13 protein-coding genes are annotated in these 15578 nt (G+C 48.1%); 8 read left to right on the forward strand and 5 right to left on the reverse strand.

Features of this window, described 5'->3' with window-relative positions; all coding sequences use genetic code 11:
• Positions 1 to 83 precede the first annotated feature (83 nt).
• From gyrB to dnaA, 4 genes are all read right to left on the reverse strand, one after another.
• Positions 84 to 2504: a DNA topoisomerase (ATP-hydrolyzing) subunit B gene (gyrB, locus tag D0B88_RS03825; RefSeq protein ID WP_151055229.1), complete on the reverse strand. Its 2421-nt coding sequence runs from the start codon at positions 2502 to 2504 to the stop codon at positions 84 to 86.
• Positions 2505 to 2554: 50 nt separating this feature from the next.
• Positions 2555 to 3679: a DNA replication/repair protein RecF gene (recF, locus tag D0B88_RS03830; RefSeq protein WP_151055232.1), complete on the reverse strand. Its 1125-nt coding sequence runs from the start codon at positions 3677 to 3679 to the stop codon at positions 2555 to 2557.
• A gap of 36 nt (positions 3680 to 3715) precedes the next feature.
• The gene (gene dnaN, locus D0B88_RS03835; protein ID WP_007639106.1) at positions 3716 to 4819 is read right to left on the reverse strand and encodes a DNA polymerase III subunit beta; all 1104 of its coding nucleotides are present in this window, start codon (positions 4817 to 4819) and stop codon (positions 3716 to 3718) included.
• A gap of 88 nt (positions 4820 to 4907) precedes the next feature.
• On the reverse strand, positions 4908 to 6491 hold the full coding sequence (dnaA, locus tag D0B88_RS03840; protein WP_151055235.1) for a chromosomal replication initiator protein DnaA: 1584 nt from the start codon (positions 6489 to 6491) through the stop codon (positions 4908 to 4910).
• Positions 6492 to 6985: 494 nt separating this feature from the next.
• On the opposite strand from dnaA, the gene rpmH reads away from it, so the two are divergent.
• From rpmH to mnmE, 5 genes are all read left to right on the forward strand, one after another.
• Positions 6986 to 7123 (forward strand): 50S ribosomal protein L34, encoded by a 138-nt coding sequence (rpmH, locus tag D0B88_RS03845; protein ID WP_081489620.1) that lies wholly within the window; start codon positions 6986 to 6988, stop codon positions 7121 to 7123.
• Positions 7124 to 7229: 106 nt separating this feature from the next.
• Positions 7230 to 7724, forward strand: a complete 495-nt coding sequence (rnpA, locus tag D0B88_RS03850; RefSeq protein ID WP_151055238.1) for a ribonuclease P protein component — start codon at positions 7230 to 7232, stop codon at positions 7722 to 7724.
• Positions 7702 to 8004 (forward strand): membrane protein insertion efficiency factor YidD, encoded by a 303-nt coding sequence (yidD, locus tag D0B88_RS03855; protein ID WP_331354405.1) that lies wholly within the window; start codon positions 7702 to 7704, stop codon positions 8002 to 8004. The genes rnpA and yidD overlap by 23 nt, the downstream gene beginning before the upstream one ends.
• 1 nt (position 8005) lies before the next feature.
• Positions 8006 to 9667 carry a membrane protein insertase YidC gene (gene yidC / locus D0B88_RS03860; protein WP_151055241.1) on the forward strand — a complete coding sequence of 554 codons (1662 nt, stop codon included), beginning with the start codon at positions 8006 to 8008 and terminating at the stop codon, positions 9665 to 9667.
• Positions 9668 to 9675: 8 nt separating this feature from the next.
• Positions 9676 to 11037, forward strand: a complete 1362-nt coding sequence (gene mnmE / locus D0B88_RS03865; RefSeq protein ID WP_151055243.1) for a tRNA uridine-5-carboxymethylaminomethyl(34) synthesis GTPase MnmE — start codon at positions 9676 to 9678, stop codon at positions 11035 to 11037.
• A 23-nt stretch (positions 11038 to 11060) separates the two neighbouring features.
• Here mnmE and D0B88_RS03870 read toward each other — a convergent pair whose 3' ends face one another.
• Positions 11061 to 11252, reverse strand: coding sequence for a DUF6435 family protein (locus tag D0B88_RS03870; protein ID WP_040391055.1), 192 nt, complete (start codon positions 11250 to 11252; stop codon positions 11061 to 11063).
• Between the two features lie 826 nt (positions 11253 to 12078).
• Between D0B88_RS03870 and mnmG the strand changes: the two genes are divergently transcribed.
• The 3 genes from mnmG to D0B88_RS03885 all read left to right on the forward strand — a co-directional run bounded on the left by mnmG (position 12079) and on the right by D0B88_RS03885 (position 15556).
• Positions 12079 to 13989, forward strand: coding sequence for a tRNA uridine-5-carboxymethylaminomethyl(34) synthesis enzyme MnmG (gene mnmG / locus D0B88_RS03875; protein WP_151055246.1), 1911 nt, complete (start codon positions 12079 to 12081; stop codon positions 13987 to 13989).
• Between the two features lie 70 nt (positions 13990 to 14059).
• A complete protein-coding gene (gene rsmG, locus D0B88_RS03880) occupies positions 14060 to 14719 on the forward strand; it encodes a 16S rRNA (guanine(527)-N(7))-methyltransferase RsmG (protein WP_151055249.1) in 660 nt (219 codons plus the stop codon).
• A 36-nt stretch (positions 14720 to 14755) separates the two neighbouring features.
• The gene (locus D0B88_RS03885) at positions 14756 to 15556 is read left to right on the forward strand and encodes a ParA family protein (protein ID WP_007639078.1); all 801 of its coding nucleotides are present in this window, start codon (positions 14756 to 14758) and stop codon (positions 15554 to 15556) included.
• Positions 15557 to 15578 lie beyond the last annotated feature (22 nt).

The raw sequence follows: 15578 nt of genomic DNA on the forward strand, positions 1-15578 counted from the left end.
TATTTCATTTTTTAATAAGAAAAGCCGAATCCTTGCGAATTCGGCTTCGGGAAACCTTAATTTAAATACTATTATAGTATAAATTAAATATCCAGATTAGCCACAGCCAATGCGTTGGTTTCGATAAACTCACGGCGTGGTTCCACGTTATCACCCATTAAACAGGTGAAGATCTGGTCGGCAGCAATAGCGTCCTGAATCGTTACACGCAGCATACGACGAGTTTCCGGATTCATGGTGGTTTCCCACAATTGCTCCGGGTTCATTTCACCCAAGCCTTTATAGCGCTGGATGTTGTAGCCTTTGCGCGATTCTTTCATCAACCATTCCAGGCCTTCCGCAAACTTGAACAACGGTTGCTTACGCTCGCCGCGCTGGATGTAGGCACCCTCTTCGATCAGGTTTTCCAGTTTTTCACCCAAAGACACGATTGAAGCGTACTCACCCGAGGCGAAGAAATCATGAGTGAAGGGGTAAGGTGTGGCAATACCATGAGCGGTGATCTCTACCTGCGGCATAAATAGATGGCGCTCGGTATCTTCACGCACAGTGATGATATAGCGCTGACTACCGGCACGGGCGTCGATACTGAAATGCGCAGCCATCTGGTCACACCATTGTTGCATATGGCCTTGATCTGCCAGGTGCTCAGGGCGGACTGCCGGTAAGTAGATCATCTTTTCCAGCACATCGGCAGGATACAGGCGCGACAAGCGATCAATAGTCGCCATCACCTTGCGGTATTCATACACCAGCTTCTCCAGCGCTTCACCGGCAATGGGTGGGGCACTGGGGTTGACGTGGAGACTTGCATCTTCCAGCGCCGCCTGGGTGAGGAATTCTGTCATAGCCGCTTCGTCTTTCAGGTATTGCTCCTGTTTGCCTTTGGCGATTTTGTACAGCGGTGGCTGGGCGATGTAGATATGACCGCGTTCAATCAGCTCGCGCATTTGGCGGAAGAAGAAGGTCAACAATAAGGTGCGGATGTGGGAACCGTCCACGTCAGCATCCGTCATGATAATGATGCTGTGGTAACGCAGTTTTTCCGGGTTGTAATCCTCTTTACCAATACCGCAACCGAGTGCAGTAATCAGGGTGCCGACTTCGGCACTCGATAACATCTTGTCGAAACGGGCTTTTTCCACGTTGAGGATTTTGCCCTTAAGCGGCAGAATCGCCTGGGTTTTACGCGCACGGCCTTGTTTGGCAGAGCCGCCCGCAGAATCACCCTCTACCAGGTAGAGTTCAGATAACGCCGGGTCTTTTTCCTGGCAATCGGCCAGCTTGCCGGGCAAGCCAGCGATATCCAATGCACCTTTACGGCGGGTCATTTCACGGGCTTTTCGCGCGGCTTCACGGGCGCGCGCAGCATCAATCATCTTGCCCACAATGGCTTTGGCTTCTTGCGGGTTTTCCAACAAGTAAGCGCCAAAGTGTTCGTTCATTTCCTGTTCTACGGCGGTTTTCACCTCGGAGGACACGAGTTTGTCTTTGGTTTGGCTGGAAAATTTAGGATCAGGCACTTTTACCGAGATAATCGCAGTCAGGCCTTCACGAGCATCGTCACCGGTAGTGGCCACTTTAGCGTTTTTGGCGATGCCTTCTTTCTCGATATAGGTATTCAAACCACGGGTAAGCGCCGCACGGAAACCCGCCAAGTGAGTACCACCATCACGTTGCGGGATATTATTGGTGTAGCAGAACAGGTTTTCCTGGAAAGAATCGTTCCACTGCAGCGCCACTTCTACGCCAATACCATCGTCACGTTTAAGTGAAACGAAGTGCACCATCTTATTAATGGTGGTTTTGTTCTTATTCAGATGGTCTACAAACGCACGCAAACCACCTTCGTATTGATATACCTCTTCCTTACCGCTGCGCTCGTCTTTCAGCACAATGCGCACACCGGAGTTCAGGAACGAGAGTTCGCGCAGGCGTTTGGCCAGCAATTCAAAGTGGAATTCGATATTGGTAAAAGTTTCAGCGGAAGGTTTAAAGTGAATTTCAGTACCAGTAGTCGCTGAATCACCTACTACTTTCAATGCTTCATCGGGTACACCATGGCGATAAATCTGCTCATGGATTTTACCGCCACGGCGAATAGTCAGCTTTAACCATTCAGAGAGAGCGTTAACTACCGATACGCCCACACCATGCAAACCACCAGAAACCTTATAGGTGTTGTCGTCAAATTTACCGCCCGCATGGAGCACGGTCATAATTACTTCGGCAGCAGAGACACCCTCTTCATGCATTTCGGTAGGGATACCGCGACCATTGTCAGAGACAGAGACAGTTTCGTCAGGGTGAATAATGACACGTACTTCATCACAGTGACCGGCAAGCGCCTCATCGATAGAGTTATCCACGACTTCAAACACCATATGATGCAAGCCTGAACCATCATCAGTGTCACCAATGTACATCCCTGGGCGCTTACGCACCGCATCCAGGCCCTTGAGGACCTTAATACTGGACGAGTCGTAAACATTCTCTTCTGACATAGCATTTCTCCGCTTTTTTGTTCAGTAGCGATCAGCAACAGGCTGATGACTTATTCATTCAATCCAGAAACCAGAACTTCACTGATTTCTTTTACCCTTCCCTGTTCCACGTGGAACATTTTAGGGATTAGGTTTTCTATATCACGCCAACTGGATAAAAGTGCTTCCTGTTCAACACCAGTGATAAAAATCTGGGTTTGCATCGCATGAAGCCAATGCACCAACAGTTTGCGATGTTTTTCATCCAACTCAGCCGGTAAATCATCCACGAGATAAATAGACTTACGCCCTGTCATACGGCTAAACACATAACCTTGGGCGATCTTTAATGCACAGACCAGTAACTTTTGTTGGCCACGAGATAGCAATTCAGCTGCGTCTTGACCATTCACCGTTATTTTTAAATCTGCCCTGTGGCTTCCCATCTGGGTATACCCCAGACGCTGATCCCGTTCAAAACCCTCGGCGAGTATATCGCTATAGTCTCGCTCTTTATCCCAGCCGCGATAATAACTGAGCTTGATGCCCTCCACCTTAACAAACTCATGCAGCAGCTCGGAAAGGTTAGATTCAAACTCCGCCATGCAGGCAGTACGTAACTCATGTATTTTTTCAGTGAGAATGACTAATTCCTGATCCCAACTGGCTAATTCAAAGCGGTCTATTCTATCACGCCGCAACAGGCTATTGCGGTGTTTGAGGCAACGTTGAATAGCCTTCCATGCGGGATAGAATTGAGGTTCCACGTGGAACACCAACCAATCGATAAACTGTCGACGAACCTTGGGGCTGCCTTCCAATAATAAAAAAGTATCGGAATTAATAACTTGAACAGGCAGATAAGCCGCAAGGTCAGCTGCAGAGGAAACAATCGCTCCATTGGCTTTGAAGCTGGCTTCGCCATCCATTGAGCGGGTAATACCAATGGGTACCTCTGAATGGTCATCGGTATGCACACGACCAAACACGGTAAAGGCTTGTTGTTGATGGCGGATTAGGGGTTTGTGTTTATGGCTACGGAAAGATCGACCTAAAGCCAAGAGGTTTATAGCTTCCAGAATACTAGTTTTACCCGAGCCGTTTTCACCAAAGATGAGATTCACCTGCGCCGAGGGAAGGATATCAACCCCTTCAAGATTGCGCAGGTTTTGAATAAAAAGACGTTTGAGGGTCATATGACCGGCAGGAATGGCTTATACCAATGGCCTCTCTTAGAGGCGCATTGGCATAACAACATAGAGAGAGTCGCTGTTTTCCGGCTCTTCCAGCAATGCACTGGAGTTAGCATCCGACAGAGTAATTTTCACATTTTCGTTACTGATCACATTGGTCACATCTTGCAAGTAGCTCACATTGAAGCCTACTTCCAGAGAATCACCGGTGTAATCCACAGTCACTTGCTCTTCTGCTTCTTCCTGCTCGGGGTTATTGGCGACTATGGTCAAGCTGCCATCAGACAATAGCAAACGCACACCACGGTACTTTTCGTTGGATAAAATCGCGGTGCGAGCAAAGGCTTGTTTCAACTCCAGGCGCGAACCTATCACCACTTTATTACCACCGCGCGGTAATACGCGCTCATATTCGGGGAATTTGCCATCCACCAGTTTAGAGGTGAAGGTATAGTCCATCGAGGTCACACGGATATGATTGGCACTGAGTACGACTTCAACTTGGGCAGAAGAGTCATCGAGCAAGCGGGATAATTCCAGTACGCCTTTGCGCGGCAAAATAGCCTGCACAACTTCATTGGCATTAACCGCTACTGCACGTGTACACATAGCCATACGGTGACCATCGGTGGCGACAACACGCAGTTGATCCTGACGCACTTCCCACAACATACCATTCAAGTAGTAGCGAACATCTTGCTGGGCCATGGCAAAGGCGGTGCGTTCGATCAAGCGTTTTACTTCTTGTTGTGCACAACTGAAACGCAGATTACCGGGGGCATCTTCCACATTCGGGAAATCACCAGCTGGCAAGGTCGACAAGGTGAAACGGCTACGGCCGGATTTCACCAGAATACGGTTATCTTCCAGGGTAAATTCGATATTGCTGCCATCCGGCAAGGAACGACAAATATCTACTAGCTTGCGCGCCGGTACGGTGATCTCACCGGATTGGCCTGCTTGCTCGAGGGTGATGCGGCCTACAATTTCCACTTCCAAATCCGTACCGGTCAACGACAATTGATCGCCATTTAATTGAATCAATACGTTCGACAATACCGGCAGCGTTTGACGACGCTCCACCACACCAGCTACCAGTTGTAAGGGTTTCAGCAAGGCTTCGCGAGATACGGCAAATTTCATGTGATGGTCTCTTTGGTAATCTTCCGGGACTTATTTAGGTTTTATCTCAGTGTGCAACAAAGAATGTAATTATCTATTAACAATAAAATCAGGTAGTTAGAGAGCGTAACAAGTTTTTCATATCCTCGCGGATATCTGCTGTCTCTTCCTGCAATTCTTTAATTTTTCGACAAGCATGCAAAACAGTTGTATGGTCGCGACCACCAAAGGCTTCGCCTATTTCCGGCAAACTGTGGTTGGTCAACTCTTTCGCCAAAGCCATAGCCACCTGACGCGGACGCGCCACTGAACGACTGCGACGCTTGGAAATCATATCGTTCATTTTGATTTTGTAGTATTCACATACAACCCGCTGGATATTGTCGATACCGACTTGTTTATCCTGCAAGGCTAATAAATCTTTCAGGGCTTCACGCACCAGCTCAACATCAATTGCCCGACCGGTAAAATTGGCGCTGGCAATCACCCGCTTGAGTGCACCTTCCAAATCACGGACATTGGCGCGAATGCGTTGGGCGATAAAGAAGGCTGCTTCGTGCGGCAGGTCAATATTCACCTGCTCCGCTTTTTTCATCAAAATCGCAACCCGGGTTTCCAACTCCGGCGGCTCAACCGCCACGGTTAAACCCCAACCGAAGCGCGACTTGAGCCGCTCCTCAAGACCATTAATTTCTTTGGGGAAGCGGTCACAGGTGAGGATAATCTGACGACCACCTTCGAGCAATGAATTAAAGGTGTGAAAGAATTCTTCTTGTGAACGCTCTTTACCAGCGAAAAATTGGATGTCGTCAATTAAGAGTGCATCCATGGAACGATAGTAGCGTTTGAAATCATTGATCGCATTCAGTTGCAGCGCTTTAACCATATCAGCCACAAAACGTTCGGAATGCAGGTAAACCACTTTAGCGTTGGGGTTCTTGGCAACCATGGCATTGCCCACGGCTTGCATCAAGTGAGTTTTCCCCAAGCCCACACCACCATAAATAAACAAAGGGTTGTAAGCGCCGCCTGGGTTTTCTGCCACTTGTCGTGCGGCGGCTAGACCCAACTGGTTGGACTTGCCTTCCACAAAAGTCGCAAAAGTCGAACCGGCATTTAAATAATTACTGTGTTTAAGCCCACCCTCTACCTCTATATCGGCTGCAGCGCGGCCGGGGGTATCGCGGCTGGGAATATCAACTTGCGGCTCTTCGACAACAGCCGCCGCGTTAACTTCATAATCACTACTTTTAGCAACAAAGTTTGCAGATTTTGGCGAAGATGAATAGGTAGAAACTGCTCGAGGTTCATCATTAGCCGGAACAAAAGATAAATTATCAGTCACCGATGACCCTTGGGTGACAAATGCCGCAGACGCGGCGGCTGGAGTCTGGCGCTCAAAACGATTGCTCGCCACGGGTGGCGCCTGAAATCCGGCGGCAGGACGCGGAGCAACACCAACCGCTACTTGTAGATTGGCGTCCTGATGATAGTGCCCGGCCAGCTCGCGAATACGGTTAAGAAATTTATCTGCCACCCAATCGCAAATAAAACGATTGGGCGCTAACAAGCGCAACTCGGAAGGTGCTGCTGATTCATCAATCTGCAGTGGCCGAATCCAGGTATTGAATTGCTGCGATGGCAACTCATCCTGCAAGCTGGCGGCACATAGTTTCCAAATCGACTGCAGCAAAACAAAAACTCCCGAAACGCGACAAGCGTTAGTTGATTATTAAAAGAGAGGTAAACGGCAACAAGACGGCCAGAAGCTTCCACAGGGGAAACCCGCTGAACAATGACAAACCCAAGTGATAAATGAAACGGCTGGCGAACAATTTATACAAGGGGTAGCAAGTCTACTCTCGCCCCCTGAAGTTATCCACAGTAAAAGCCAAAATAAATTCAATAGATTGAAACTTAGCCATTAAAATTCAACCAGTTACACAACAATAAGAAAGCGAGGGGAAATCATTTAAAATCCTTTAAAACCACAAAAACTGTGGATAAACCTGTGCACAAACCATGAATAAAATGAGGACAACGAGGTACAAGGTGTATATAAGAAGAATTGGTGGCTTTTGTAGATTATTTGCACAAAATTATTTGCTTTAGCGATTGGCTTTCATTAGAATCCCGCCTCTTTTCGCACACCGTGTGAATTAACTCAGGATTTTTAACAGGTTTATCATGAAAAGAACTTTCCAACCCAGCAATCTGAAGCGTGTTCGCAATCACGGTTTCCGTGCTCGTATGGCTACTAAAAGTGGTCGTGCTGTTTTAGCTCGTCGTCGCGCCAAAGGCCGTGCTGAGCTGACTCGCGTTTAATTACGCCGCTTTTTGGTTCACTAGCAGTTTGTTGAAATTCGTTATTGGCAGATGTGGGATAAAAGTAGTCGATGACGGTCATTCCTAGACTATTTTTAGCGCATATATGCCAGCCGAAATAGAATTTCAACAGCCTGCTAGCTCGAATCACTCCCGAGACAATTTCTGTTTTGGTAAATCCCTTCGTTTACTTTGCGCCGCTGATTTTAAACCCGTTTTTGATAATGCCCCGCTGCGTGCCTCCCACCAGAATTTTCTGATTCTTGCCCGTTTCAACCAGCTACCCAACGCCCGGCTCGGCTTGGTGATGGCGAAAAAACATATTCGCCATGCAGTGGAACGCAATCGCATCAAGCGCTTGGTACGTGAAAACTTTCGCCTGCAACAACAGGCGTTTGTTGGTGTGGATATGATAGTGCTGTCGCGCAATGGCTTGGATAAATTGTCGAATAGCGAATTTACCCAACAACTTAATCAACAATGGCAGCGAATTTTCAAAAAAATGCGCCATCATCGGTTAACATCGCAAACGCAAACTTCACCGGCAACAAAGGTGGAGCCACAGCAGGTAAACGCAGATGTTAAAACGGTTGATCACTAAGCTAAATCAGGGTCTGGTATACATAGCCGTGAAGTTACTCCACGGCTATCGCTACTTGCTTAGCCCCTGGATCGGTAATCAATGCCGGTTTTACCCGAGCTGCTCCCATTACTCGGAAGAGGCAATAATCAAGCACGGATTTTTAACAGGGACTTATCTAACCCTGCGTCGCCTACTAAAATGCCACCCCTGGCATGCAGGCGGCCTGGATCCGGTGCCCGTGGTTAACAAAACCTGTTGTTCTTCTACCCATTCACACACTACTGATGGCAGTCATTAAGATGGATTGGCAAAAAAACCTATTAATAGCGGCAATTCTCGCTACTTTATTGATGTTGGTTATCCGCTGGAACGAATTCCAGGAACAGCTTCCTGCACCGGTAGCAGTTGCATCACAAAATTCTTCTCCTGCGGCGACACCAACAGGTGCCGTACCTTCAGCGACCAGCGAAATCCCTGTCGCTGCAGGTGATGTGAGTGAGGCTAAAAAAGTTGAGTTGGCGACAGCGAAACTCATCAGCGTAAAAACCGACAGCTTTGATCTGGTGATTAACCCCTTGGGTGGCGATATCACACAACTAGCCCTGCCACGCCATTTTTTGAAACTGGATAAACCGGACCAACCTTTTGTCCTGCTCGACAATCGTGACAACCATACCTATCTGGCACAAAGCGGTTTGATCGGCCTGAACGGTACCGATACTGCCCAAGGTCGCCCACTGTTTAGCTCTGAACAGCAAGAATACCAACTGGCAGAAGGGCAAGATCAACTACAAGTTGATTTGGTGTTACAACAAGGCGAGGTAAAAATCACCAAGCGCTTTACCTTTACCCGCGGTGATTATTTGATCAAAGTGGATTATCTGATCGATAACCAAAGCACCAATACCTGGTCAGCCCAGCTCTACGGTCAAATCAAGCGCGACAGTCAAAACTTTGTCAAAGTCAGCGCGCTGGAAATGAACCCCTACCTGGGCGCGGCTATCACCACTGCCGATGAGAAATACAAAAAAGTCACCTTTGACGATATGACCGAAAAAGAAGAGAAGGTCAGTGTTCAAGGTGGTTGGGTCGCTATGGTGCAACATTATTTTGTCAGCGCGTGGATTCCGGATGCCACCAGTACCAATAGCTACCATTTGCGTAAATTGGGTAATACCGATCTTTATTTGATGGGTTTCACCGGCAAAGTTAACGAAGTCGCACCAGGTAGCCAAGGTGTTATCAGTGCCAACTTCTATGCCGGTCCCAAAGATACTGAACGTTTGGAGCAAATCTCCCCTTACCTCGACCTGACCGTAGACTACGGCTGGCTGTGGTGGGTAGCAAAACCGCTGTTTTGGGTGTTGAAGTTTATCCACAACCTGGTAGGTAACTGGGGCTTGGCAATTATCGGCCTGACTCTCTGTGTCAAACTGCTGTTCTTCAAACTTTCCGCAACCAGCTATAAATCTATGGCGAAAATGCGTAAGTTAGCGCCGAAAATGGCAGAAATGAAAGAGCGCTATGGCGATGACCGCCAGAAGTTCTCGCAAGAAATGATGAAAATGTACAAAACCGAAAAGGTAAATCCTTTTGGTGGCTGTCTGCCGCTGCTGATTCAAATGCCGGTATTCCTTGCGCTTTACTACGTATTGATGGAATCGGTTGAGTTGCGTCACTCGCCTTTCTTCGGCTGGATTCTCGATCTGTCGGTTAAAGACCCTTACTTTGTGTTGCCGATTATTTACGGTATCACCATGTATTTTATGCAGAAGCTCAATCCGCAACCGACTGACCCTATGCAGGCGCGCATTATGCAAATGCTGCCGTTGGTATTCACTTTTATGTTCCTCTGGTTCCCGGCCGGTCTCGTACTTTACTGGGTAACTAACAATAGCCTGTCGATTTTGCAGCAGTACATCATCACCAAACAAATCGACGCAGAACCTTCTCACAAGTAAGCCGCACTATGATCATTTCCGACACCATCGCCGCCATAGCTACCGCCACTGGCCGTGGTGGTGTCGGCATAGTCCGCGTCTCCGGCCCAAAAGCCAAACAAGTCGCTGAACAACTTCTCACTGTTTCGCTCCAGCCGCGCCACGCCCATTATTGCGATTTCACCAGCCACCAAGGTGAGGTACTCGATCAGGGCATAGCGTTATTTTTCCCCGGCCCCAACTCCTTTACCGGTGAAGATGTACTTGAACTTCAGGGTCACGGCGGCCCGGTAATTCTGGATTTACTGCTGCGCGAAATCACCCAGTTGGGTATCCGCCTCGCCCGCCCCGGAGAGTTTTCCGAACGCGCCTTTTTAAATGACAAACTCGACCTCGCACAAGCCGAAGCTATTGCCGATTTAATCGACGCCACTACTGAACAGGCGGCGCGCAACGCCCTGCACTCACTGCAAGGCGTCTTCTCCAAACGCATCAACGAGTTGGTGGAAGCACTGATTCACTTGCGGATTTACGTGGAGGCTTCAATCGACTTCCCCGAAGAAGAAATCGACTTTTTAAGCGATGGCAAGGTGGCACGGGATCTGGATGGCATCATTGGCAAATTAGCCAGTGTATTTAAAGAGGCAAAACAAGGTGCGTTAGTGCGCGATGGTATGCGTGTGGTTATCGCCGGTCGCCCCAACGCGGGTAAATCCAGCCTGCTCAATGCGCTTAGCGGACGTGAATCCGCAATTGTCACCAGTATTGAAGGCACCACCCGCGATGTGCTGCGCGAGCATATCCATATTGATGGTATGCCACTGCATATCATCGACACTGCAGGCTTGCGCGAAAGTCCGGATGAGGTCGAACAAATAGGCATCCAGCGCGCCTGGCAAGAAATCCAACAGGCCGATCGAGTCCTGTTATTGATCGACAGCCGTGAAACCACGCTGACCAATCCCCATCAGATCTGGCCGGAATTTGTCGATCAACTGCCAGATCCGAGCAAAATCACCCTGGTGCGCAACAAAATTGATTTGAGTGGTGAAACCGCTGGCTTATTTGAAACTGATGCTGCTACTTATATAGGTATTAGCGCTGCCACGGGTGCAGGTGTAGATTCACTGAAACACCATTTGAAAAATATTATGGGTTTTAGCGACAGCGGCGAAAGTGGTTTTACTGCCCGCCGCCGTCATTTAGATGCTTTGGCGCGCGCTGAGAATTTCCTCGCCTCGGGCAAAGCCCAATTACAAGGCTACGCTGCCGGTGAACTGCTCGCGGAAGATCTGCGTCAGGCACAAAATGCGCTGGGAGAAATCACTGGTGAATTTACCCCTGATGACCTCTTGGGGCGCATTTTCAGCAGTTTTTGTATCGGCAAATAACTCATCACCCTCTATCCCCCTTCTCAAGAGGCGCTTGAATTAAGCGCCTCTTTCTCCAGCAATTCTATTTTTACTGCTACAGCTTCCGCCTCTTCTGTTAATTCAGAGTAGCGACGTATATCGCCATTGCGCTGGGCTTGCATAGCTGCCTCCAATAAAACCAGATATTGCTTCCTAAGGGTCTTGAGTGGATTGGGCTTCAAAAAACCAAACATGGCTGCTCCGCATCGGTGATAGGTTTGGGATATTGTCCTGACTTGTACCTTAAAAGCCGATACCGGGATCACTGGTGCAACAATAATAAAAACTGACTAAAGACCGCAAACCTTCCAGTAAAAGACACCTTTATTCAAGCTTATCATCATGTTTTTCCACACGCTTACACAGCTTATCCACAGTTGAATCGAGTTTTATCGTCTAAATGTTTGTTTTTAATACTATTTCGATTACTCAAACAAGCCTGTGTGTACAAACCTGTGAGTCATGGCGACAAAAGCTGGGCAGGTTTTTGGGGATAAGTGGTAATTTTCCGGATGACTGTATAACCAAGGCTTTTATATCCAGCTTTCGAGCAGCTTAAGACCAGCTTGCGCGATGTTTTTCCAGTCCCTTATCATTCAATTAACCTATTGAAAAACAATAACTATTTTGCCTTATCCACAGAAATATAGCGCTACATATATAACTACATCTTTTAAATACCTAAATAACAATACATATATTCATTTCATAAAATATTTTCCTTTGTTGTAACGCGAGCTGTTTTTTTGAATAAGTATCTGTTCGGATGAAGTTCAGAGTTTTCTCTGAGACACGCCGGACTTTTTCCTACAGGCGAAGCGTCCATGGGGGCTTGTCTTCCACATCCCTGTCTTAGAGGAAACTCCAAATTTTCTCTTCAACTAACGTGGGGCTAAAAAAGCATTGATTAATCCCTGTACAAGTTTTGTGCAAACCGCTGACAAGCCCTATAATGTCGCCCCTTTTGTCCCTCGCCTGTCTAAGGTATTAGTACGCAGCCCGGCTGCAAGGTAGTAAGCGATGATTTTCCCGGATCGTTTTGATGTGATTGTGATTGGCGGCGGCCATGCCGGTACTGAGGCTTGCTTAGCTTCCGCGCGTATGGGCTGTAAGACTTTGCTGCTGTCGCACAACATCGAAACCCTCGGCCAAATGTCTTGTAACCCGGCCATTGGCGGGATTGGCAAAAGCCATCTGGTAAAAGAAATCGATGCCATGGGCGGTGCTATGGCACTCGCAACAGACAAAGGCGGCATCCAATTCCGTGTATTGAATGCGCGCAAAGGCCCTGCCGTGCGCGCGACCCGTGCCCAGGCCGACCGCATCCTCTACAAAGCGGCGATCCGTGAAACCCTGGAAAATCAAGAAAACCTCTGGATTTTCCAACAAGCCGCTGACGACCTGATTGTGGAAAACGATCAAGTGCGCGGTGTGGTTACGCAGATGGGCCTGAAATTTATGGCCAATCAAGTTGTCTTGACTGCTGGTACATTCCTTGGTGGTTTGATCCACATAGGTATGCAAAATTATTCTGGTGGCCGCGCGGGTGATCCGCCGTCGATTGCACTTTCAAAACGCCTGCGTGAATTGCCGCTGCGCGTTGATCGTTTAAAAACCGGTACGCCGCCGCGTGTTGATGCGCGTACCGTCGATTTGGCTGTGCTGGAAAAACAGTATGGTGATGAGCCGCGTCCGGTGATGTCGGTGATGGGCAGCCGCGCCATGCAACCGCGCCAAATTTGTTGTTACATAACCCACACCAATGAAAAAACCCACGATGTGATTCGTCGCAACCTCGATCGCTCACCCATGTATTCGGGTGTGATTGAAGGCATCGGCCCGCGCTACTGCCCGTCGATCGAAGATAAAATTCACCGCTTCGCGGATAAGGATTCACACCAGGTATTTATCGAGCCAGAAGGTTTGACTACCCACGAGCTTTATCCAAATGGAATTTCCACCAGCTTGCCGTTTGATGTGCAGTTGGAAATCGTGCGCTCGATGAAAGGTTTTGAGAACGCACATATCCTGCGTCCGGGTTACGCGATTGAATACGATTATTTCAATCCGCAAGATTTGCAGCACAGTCTGGAAACCAAAGTGATCGGCGGTTTATTTTTCGCTGGCCAGATCAACGGCACCACCGGTTACGAAGAAGCGGGTGCGCAAGGTCTACTCGCCGGAATAAACGCTGCGCTGCGCGCGCAAGAAAAAGCAGCCTGGTGTCCAACTCGCGATCAAGCTTATGTAGGTGTATTGGTTGACGACTTGATCACACTTGGCACCAAAGAACCCTACCGCATGTTTACCAGCCGCGCCGAATATCGGTTATTGCTACGTGAAGACAATGCCGATTTGCGCCTCACCGAAAAAGCACGCGAATTTGGTTTGATCAGCGATGCCCAGTGGAAAATTTTCTGCGATAAGCGCGAGCAGATTGCACTTGAACAAGAGCGTTTGCGTTCCACCTGGATTCAAGCCGGTTCTGCAGAAGCAGAACAAGTGGAACAAAAAATCCAGACCAAACTCACGCGCGAATACAGTTTGATGGATTTGCTGCGTCGCCCGGAATTGAGCTACAGCGATATCGCCTCACTCAAGGGTGAAGCTATCGCCAATGAAGCGGCGGCCGAACAAGTTGAGATTGAGGCAAAATATTCCGGCTATATCGAACGTCAGCAAGAAGATGTGGATCGTTTGCGTGCCTATGAAAATACCATTATCCCGGATGACTTTGATTATTCGGTGGTTGATGGTTTATCCAACGAGGTCAAACAAAAATTGACCGCTGCGCGGCCGCAAACCCTGGCGCGCGCGGCGCGCATTTCCGGTATTACCCCGGCAGCGATTTCATTAGTGCTGATTTATTTGAAAAAACGCGGTGTGTTAAAACGCCTGCAAGAAGATGCACCTGAACAACAGGCGTCTTAATTTCTAAAAATTGATGGGTATTGCTTGCGCTCCATCAATCCTACAAAACAAATTTTTTAAAGAGTGACGAGTGACTGATTTAAACGCTGAATTACGCGCGCAATTGTTGCGCGGTGCTACTGAAATGTCGGTGGCGCTCAACGAAACACAAATTGAAAAATTGTTGGCCTACGTACGCGAATTTGAAAAGTGGAACAAAGCCTATAATCTTTCAGCGGTGCGCGATATTCGTCAAATGGTGGCGCGTCATTTGTTGGATAGTTTAAGTGTGGTGCCTTGGTTTACCGCCAATAAAAAATTTTCCGCTGCGCGGGTAATTGATGTTGGCACCGGTGGCGGCCTGCCGGGAATTCCATTGGCGATTATGTTTCCGGAACAACAATTTACCCTGCTCGATAGCAATGGTAAAAAAACCCGCTTTTTATTCCATGTAAAAACCTTGCTTGGTTTAAGCAATGTCAGTGTGGAAAATCGCCGCGTGGAAGAATTTAAACCCGAGCAAAAATTCGATGTGGTGATTAGTCGCGCCTTTGCCAGTTTGCAAGATATGACCGATGGTTGCACACACTTGCTAGTCGATAAGGGATTTTTTTTGGCGATGAAAGGCCTGTTTCCACAAGATGAGTTGGCGCCCATCGCCGATAAAATTGCATTAATCGAAAGTGTCAAACTGTTGGTTGCTGAAACAGATGGCGAACGCCATTTGTTAGTATTGCAGCCGCAACAATAAAAATTGCCAACCACGCTGTGGTTATAGGATTTTCACTTGACCAAGATATACGCCATTGCCAATCAAAAAGGTGGAGTTGGTAAAACGACCACCTGTGTGAATTTAGCTGCATCACTGGTAGCAACCAAAAAGCGTGTCTTGCTGGTGGATCTCGACCCACAGGGCAATGCCACTATGGGCAGTGGTGTCAATAAAAACGAAGTGGAATTATCCATTTACGATGTACTGACCGAGCGCGAGTCGATTAATAACTGTTTGGTTTTATCCGAGAGCGGTAAGTATCAGGTGTTACCTGCCAACGGCGATTTAACGGCGGCCGAAGTAGAAATGTTAGCGCTCGACAACAAAGAGCGCCGTTTGCAAAATGCATTGAACCAGGTGCGTGAACAATTTGATTACATACTGATCGACTGCCCGCCTTCGCTCAATATGCTTACCCTCAACGCCTTGACCGCCTGCGACGGCGTCATTATTGCCATGCAATGTGAATACTATGCGCTGGAAGGTTTGTCCGCGCTGGTGGGCACCATCAATCAAATTCAAAAACTGCTCAACCCGAATTTAAAAATCGAAGGTTTGCTGCGCACCATGTATGATCCGCGCAATAGTTTGACCAACGATGTATCGGCGCAGTTGCAGCAGCATTTTGGCGATCGTTTGTATCGCACTTGCATTCCACGCAATGTGCGTTTGGCGGAGGCGCCCAGTTTTGGTATGCCAGTATTGGCGTTTGATCGTCAGTCCAAAGGCGCAATTGCGTATTTGGCATTGGCGGGTGAAATTTTGCGGCGCAATGAAAGTAGCGAAAAAACGGCTGCTGCCGCAGAAACTATTTAATAAAATTTTTAACAAGGCGAAA

Origin of the sequence: Cellvibrio sp. KY-YJ-3, from assembly GCF_008806955.1 — a bacterium.
Classification (GTDB): Bacteria; Pseudomonadota; Gammaproteobacteria; order Pseudomonadales; family Cellvibrionaceae; genus Cellvibrio.

Excerpts from the sequence above, each read along its gene's own strand:
- gyrB (WP_151055229.1), bottom strand. The coding sequence starts at position 2,504 with ATGTCAGAAGAGAATGTTTACGACTCGTCCAGTATTAAGGTCCTCAAG.
- recF (WP_151055232.1), bottom strand. The coding sequence starts at position 3,679 with ATGACCCTCAAACGTCTTTTTATTCAAAACCTGCGCAATCTTGAAGGG.
- dnaN (WP_007639106.1), bottom strand. The coding sequence starts at position 4,819 with ATGAAATTTGCCGTATCTCGCGAAGCCTTGCTGAAACCCTTACAACTG.
- rpmH (WP_081489620.1), top strand. The coding sequence starts at position 6,986 with ATGAAAAGAACTTTCCAACCCAGCAATCTGAAGCGTGTTCGCAATCAC.
- rnpA (WP_151055238.1), top strand. The coding sequence starts at position 7,230 with ATGCCAGCCGAAATAGAATTTCAACAGCCTGCTAGCTCGAATCACTCC.
- yidD (WP_331354405.1), top strand. The coding sequence starts at position 7,702 with ATGTTAAAACGGTTGATCACTAAGCTAAATCAGGGTCTGGTATACATA.
- yidC (WP_151055241.1), top strand. The coding sequence starts at position 8,006 with ATGGATTGGCAAAAAAACCTATTAATAGCGGCAATTCTCGCTACTTTA.
- mnmE (WP_151055243.1), top strand. The coding sequence starts at position 9,676 with ATGATCATTTCCGACACCATCGCCGCCATAGCTACCGCCACTGGCCGT.
- D0B88_RS03870 (WP_040391055.1), bottom strand. The coding sequence starts at position 11,252 with ATGTTTGGTTTTTTGAAGCCCAATCCACTCAAGACCCTTAGGAAGCAA.
- mnmG (WP_151055246.1), top strand. The coding sequence starts at position 12,079 with ATGATTTTCCCGGATCGTTTTGATGTGATTGTGATTGGCGGCGGCCAT.